Here is a 6,421-nt window from a genome sequence, read left to right on the forward strand (position 1 = left end):
ATTTTGAAAAGTTAGACGGATTTAAAATATTGGTACATGGCGGGGGCAAAGTTGCAACCCAGGTTGCCGAAGATTTGGGCATTGAAGCACGGCTGGTTGATGGCCGCAGGATAACTGATATTGAAACGTTAAGGGTTGTAATCATGGTTTATGGCGGGCTGATTAATAAAAATATAGTGGCTCAACTACAACGCTTTGGCAATAATGCTATAGGTTTAACCGGGGCTGACGGTAATTTTATACGAGCCAAAAAACGACCGGTTAAAACCATTGATTATGGTTTTGTTGGCGATATCGACGAAAATTCTATCAATCCGGATAATATCAGCCGATTGATGGAAGCAGGCTTCACTCCTGTTTTTTGCGCGATAACGCACGATGGCGAAGGCCAGTTACTAAATACCAATGCCGATACAATAGCCTCGGCGTTGGCTGTTAATTTGTCGTCGTTATACGAAACTACGCTGATCTATTGTTTTGAAAAAAAGGGCGTATTGCAGGATATTGATGATGAAGATTCGTTGATAAGGGAAATTAACCCGCAACATTACGAAAAACTAAAGGAAGAACGCATTATACACAGTGGCATGCTGCCCAAACTTGACAATGCTTTTACCGCAATAGCCTGCGGTGTAAAAGCGGTTATCATTGGCAAAAGCGACGAATTGGGAAATTTAAAGAATAACAAACCATTTGGAACACGTTTAAGTAAAAACGCATGAACGCATCACAGCAAATAGCCATTTTGGGCTCTGGAAACATCGGGCTGTCATTAGCCAAAGGGTTGGTTAAAGCAGGTATTTGCAAACCCCAGCAAATTACCCTTACACGCAGAAATGTGGCAGCGCTGGCCGAATATTCGGCTTTGGGATATTATACAACTGACAATAATTTAAAAGCCGTTAAAAAGGCCGATATTATTGTTTTGGCAGTATTGCCACAGCAGTTAAACAAATTATTGGATGAAATACGGCCTTCAATAAAGCCCGAAAAGCAACTTTTAATCTCTGTTATATCAGGAGTAAGCTGCAATGATATCCGCCAGCAGCTTGATCTTAATGTACAGGTAATACGCGCTATGCCTAATACAGCTATAGCCATAGGCCACTCCATGACATGCATCGCTACCGATAACGGTACCAATAAAAACATTAACCTGGTTAAATCACTGTTTGATACCGTGGGCGTAAGTATCCAGATCAATGAAGAATTGATGACATCGGCTACCGCGCTTTGTGCCTGCGGTATAGCTTTTTTCCTGCGTTCTATCCGTGCGGCTTCACAAGGCGGTACCGAAATTGGTTTTCATGCGGGTGATGCCTTAAAAATGGCCGCGCAAACTGCCAAAGGTGCTGCTGATCTGCTCTTACAACTATCATCGCACCCCGAACAGGAAATTGATAAGGTTACTTCGCCAAGTGGCTGCACCATTGCCGGCTTAAACGAGATGGAACATAACGGTTTCAGCTCGGCCATGATAAAGGGTATAAAACTATCTGCCGAGAAAGCCGGTGATCTTTATAAAAAAGATGATCATTAATTTGGTAAACCAGCCATCATTTTGATCATTGAATTATATTACTAACCAATTATAAAAACCCAATATATAATTACTTAAAAGTGCTTATAGCTTTGCAACGGCATTGGGTGTGACTTTAGCACATACGCTTAAAAGCGTTTATTTTTTGACATGTTAACAGTAGAAAAAATCGGCGGTACATCCATGACCGCGTTGGGCGATGTTATTAAAAACATCATCCTGTTTGAGCGTAGCGGACAGCAATTATACAACCGCATATTTGTAGTATCGGCATTTTCGGGAGTGACTAATCTCCTGTTGGAGAATAAAAAGACCGGCGCGCCTGGGGTTTACCATCGCCTGGCTACTTATAAGGACTTTCATAAGCCCTTAAACGCGCTTATTATTAAGCTAAAACAGATCAACAAAAACTATGAAAGCCTTGGTTTAAACATTGCCGAAGCCGATGCCTTTATTGAGCAACGTCTTAAAGATGCAAAAACCTACCTGGAAAACATTGCTAATATCCTGGCATCCGGCTATGTAAACAAAGATGATATTTTACTGGCAGCCAGAGAGATCCTGGCATCAATTGGTGAAAGTCATTCAGCTTTTAACTTTGCAAATATCCTGCAAAATATGGGCATCAACGCAACCTTTGTTGATTTGAGCGGTTTTCATGACCAACGATCATTCACTATAGATCAGCGTATAAAAAAAGACCTGCAGCATATCGATTTTGAAAATACCATCAGTATAGTAACCGGTTATGCTAAAGGTACAGAGGGTATCATGCGCGAGTTTGATCGTGGATACTCTGAAGTCACCTTCAGCAAAATCGCGGTAGCTGTAAAACCACAGGAAGCCATTATTCACAAGGAATATCACTTATGCACGGCCGATCCTCAACTGGTTGGCGTGGAAAATTGCTTTCCGGTTGGTAACACCAATTATGACGTGGCCGACCAATTGGCTGATGTTGGTATGGAGGCTATCCATCCCAAAGCATCAAAGCCGTTGGAGATTAATGACATAGATCTCCGCATAAAAAATACATTTCAGCCAGAACACCCCGGCACACTAATAACCCGCGAATATATTTGTGATAAAAAGCGTGTAGAAGTAATTACCGGTACAGAAAGGGTGATGATGATAGACATTTACGACCCATCGATGGTGGGCAACGTAGGTACCGATTTTCATATCATGCAGCTGTTTTACAAATATGGCGTAAGCTATACTTTTAAGGCCACCAGTGCTAATAGTATTTCTATTGTGATATGGGATAAAGACTATAATAAAAAATTGATACAGGAGCTGGAAGATGATTACGAAAAGATAACTGTGGAGAAGATGGCTATGGTTTGTTTGATCGGTTCAAATATGGATCAACCGGGTTTGCTGGCAAAATCAGCAACAGCCCTGGCCCAAAAAGGCATTAATATAAAAAGCTGTGGCTTTGCCCTCCGCAAAGTAAATATCCAGTTCCTGGTAGCACGCGAAGATTTTGCTGAGGCAATAAAAGCTTTAAATAAGGCGATGATATAGTTTTGAGGTGAAAGAGAAAAGGCGAAAGGCAAAAGGTTTACTTAACTTAACATAATGCCTTTCACCACTCACCATTGTAACTTTCCCATAACTAATTTTAATAAACGGGCAATTTTGAGCATATTTAGTGCATAACAAGGTTGATATGCGCAAAATTTTACTGATTATTTTTTTATCAGCAATCTGCTTCAGTGTTTCTGCTCAAAAAACTTCAAAGAAACCATTGGATCATTCCGTTTTCGATGGATGGCAAAGTATTAGCGGTCAGCGGATAAGTAATGATGGTAAATGGATACTATATGTGATAAAACCACAGGAGGGTGATGCCGAACTGGTGATCACCAATTCAAAAAATACCGGCAAGATCCATATCCCGAGGGCTGATACCGCCCGTTTCACCGGTGATGGCAAATTTGCTGTATTCCAGATAAGGCCATTTTTTAAGGATACGCGCCAGGCTAAGATCAGGAAGAAAAAACCAGCCGAATTCCCTAAAGATACCCTGGGTTTTATCTCATTGGCAACACAAGGCATCACAAAAATTCCCGCTGTGAGAAATTTTAAAATAGCCGAGAACGCCGATGTTATCGCCTACCTTGCAGCCGGAGATACACTAAAAAAGCCCGCATCCAGTGATACTTCAAAAAAGGCGATAAGTACAACCATTGCACCGCCAACCCATGAAGGGGCTGATTTGACCATAAAGCAATTAATGGGCAAAACAACCCGCACCTTCAAATACGTTACCGAATACCAGCTAAGCAAAAACGGCAAGCTATTGGCATTTGCCATTACTGCTCCGATAAAACAAAAGGAAATTGTTTCGGGGTTATATGTATTTGATATCGAAAAAAACACGCTTAAAGTTATCAGTACAGGCAGGGGTAATTACCATAGTATCACCATTGATGATGCCTGTCGCCAGGTAGCTTTTACCGCGGAGAAAAACCCCGAGAAGGCCTTGGTAAAGCCATTCAAACTATATTATTATAACCTAAACAGGGACAGCGCTACGGTGATTGCCGCGGAAGGCCTGGCAGCGATGCCCGCTAAATGGGCGGTAAGTGGTGACGGAAAAGTTTATTTTAGTAAAAATGGGACTAATTTATTTTTCGGCACTGCTCCTATCCCTAAACCCGCCGATACTACCATTGTTGATTTTGAAGTGGCTAAACTTGATATCTGGAACTACAAGGACGATTACCTGCAGCCGCAGCAGCTTAAAAATCTTCAAACCGAACTTAAACGAAGTTACCTCGCGGTTATCCGCCCGGAAGATCCTGAATCCAAACAGCTACAATTAGGCAGCAAAGCTATACAGGAAGTTTTTGTAGCCGAAAATAAAAATGCGAGGTATGTTTTAGGTGTTACCGATACCGGCGCACGTGTACAATCACAATGGGAGGGCGATACCAAACAACAAGCCATTTTAATAGATACTAAAAGCGGCAATAAACGATTGATCAGTGAAGGGATAAAAGCGCATTACAAGATCTCTCCTGATGGACAATATGTGACCTGGTTCAATTTTAAGGATCAGCAATGGTATACATACTCCATTGCCACAGGTGCCAAAATCAACCTTACCAAATCAATCCGCACAAAAATGGGTGATGAGCTGAATGATGTACCCAACTATGCCTCGGATTATGGTTTAGCCGGTTGGACAAAGGACGACAAAGCTGTAATGATTTATGATCGGTATGATATCTGGAGCATCGACCCTGCAAGTGGTATTGCAACCAACTTTACCAATGGTATCGGTCGTAAAAACAAATTGATCATCAGGTACGATATGGCCGATCCTGAACAAAAATTTATTCCGTCAAAACAGGTAATGTGGCTGTTGGCGCAGGATGAGGAAACAAAGCAATGGGGATATTTTGTAAAAACACCTGAAAGCAAAAACACACCAGAAAGGGTAAATATGGGCAAAATGAGCTATGGCGATCTTTGGAGAGCAAAGAATGCTGCAGTTTACATCTATACCAAGAGCAATTATAAATTACCACCCGATCTTTATTTATCAACCGATCTGAAAAAGGAGATAAAGCTAAGCAACGTTAACCCCCAGCAGGTTCAATATAATTGGGGCACAGCCGGACTTGTAACATGGACAACCCCAAAGGGCTATAAATCCAAAGGTATTTTATACAAACCCGAGGATTTCGACCCAAATAAGAAATACCCGATGATAGTATATTTCTATGAAAAACTTTCGGATGGACTTTATAATTACCTGGCACCTGCCCCAACCCCTTCGCGTTTACCAATCTCGTTTTTTGTAAGTAACGGGTATTTAGTTTTTGCACCGGATATAAGCTATGAAACCGGCCATCCCGGTGCATCAGCCGTTGAATTTGTTAACTCGGGGGTTGAATCGCTAAAGAAAAATGCCTGGGTTGATGCCGCCCATATAGGCCTACAGGGACAAAGCTGGGGAGGTTACCAGGTGGCATACCTCATAACCCAAACCAATATGTATGCCGCGGCATGGGCGGGCGCTCCCGTTGCCAACATGACATCAGCCTACGGTGGTATCCGTTGGGAATCGGGTGTTAACAGGCAATTTCAATACGAGAAAACACAAAGCCGGATTGGCGCCACGCTTTGGGAAAAACCAGAACTGTATATTGAAAACTCACCACTGTTCCAGTTACCCAGGGTGCAAACCCCGTTAATGATTATGAGTAATGATGCTGATGGAGCGGTGCCATGGTACCAGGGTATAGAAATGTTTACAGCCCTGCGCCGGCTTAATAAACCTGTTTGGCTGTTGCAATACAACGGCGAAGCCCATAACCTGGTACAGCGCCAAAACCGTAAGGATATCACTATCCGCGAACAGCAGTTTTTTGATCACTATTTAAAAGGCGCCTCTATGCCCGTTTGGATGGCCAAAGGCGTACCGGCTGTAGATAAAGGGAAAGATTGGGGATTTGAGCTGGTGAAATAGCATGACAGATTTGTACTCAGGTGTTCCACCGGAACGCTGGTACGCATGGAACGGCCTGGAACGCCTTCGCATTGATTATCAGATATTTAACTTTTATTAAAAACATCCCTGGAACACATCAACTCTGATAATCAATGAGTTGACATTTTAGAGTGTCTTGTCCTGAAATAGGTTTACACATTAAGTAAACAAACATGGATGAGAAATTAGCAAAATTGATTCTTGAAGACCGTAATGTAGGCGATTTAAGTTATCGTACTTTAGCATCAAAGTATGGAATATCCCGCACTCAGATCCACCGGATGGTGATGTCAAAGCAAAAGAAGCAGAAAAAACCGGCAGTAATCAAAGCAGAGGTAGTGGAAGAGTTAGCGTTACCAGACGACATAAAGTTACTG

4 protein-coding genes and 1 pseudogene are annotated in these 6,421 nt (G+C 42.2%); all 5 read left to right on the forward strand.

Annotated elements, in window-relative coordinates; translation table 11 throughout:
* On the forward strand, nucleotides 1-722 hold a 722-nt coding region (gene argB / locus AC1DQW_RS26975), incomplete at its 5' end, for an acetylglutamate kinase (protein WP_477456890.1).
* Nucleotides 719-1,540, forward strand: a complete 822-nt coding sequence (gene proC, locus AC1DQW_RS26980; RefSeq protein WP_477456891.1) for a pyrroline-5-carboxylate reductase — start codon at nucleotides 719-721, stop codon at nucleotides 1,538-1,540. The genes argB and proC, both read left to right, overlap by 4 nt.
* Nucleotides 1,541-1,690: 150 nt before the next feature.
* Nucleotides 1,691-3,067 carry an aspartate kinase gene (locus AC1DQW_RS26985; protein WP_477456892.1) on the forward strand — a complete coding sequence of 459 codons (1,377 nt, stop codon included), beginning with the start codon at nucleotides 1,691-1,693 and terminating at the stop codon, nucleotides 3,065-3,067.
* A gap of 145 nt (nucleotides 3,068-3,212) precedes the next feature.
* Nucleotides 3,213-6,023 (forward strand): S9 family peptidase, encoded by a 2,811-nt coding sequence (locus AC1DQW_RS26990; RefSeq protein ID WP_477456893.1) that lies wholly within the window; start codon nucleotides 3,213-3,215, stop codon nucleotides 6,021-6,023.
* Between the two features lie 194 nt (nucleotides 6,024-6,217).
* Nucleotides 6,218-6,421: pseudogene (locus tag AC1DQW_RS26995) on the forward strand (hypothetical protein); the annotation flags it as partial.

Source organism: Mucilaginibacter sp. P5_A4, from assembly GCF_056400605.1.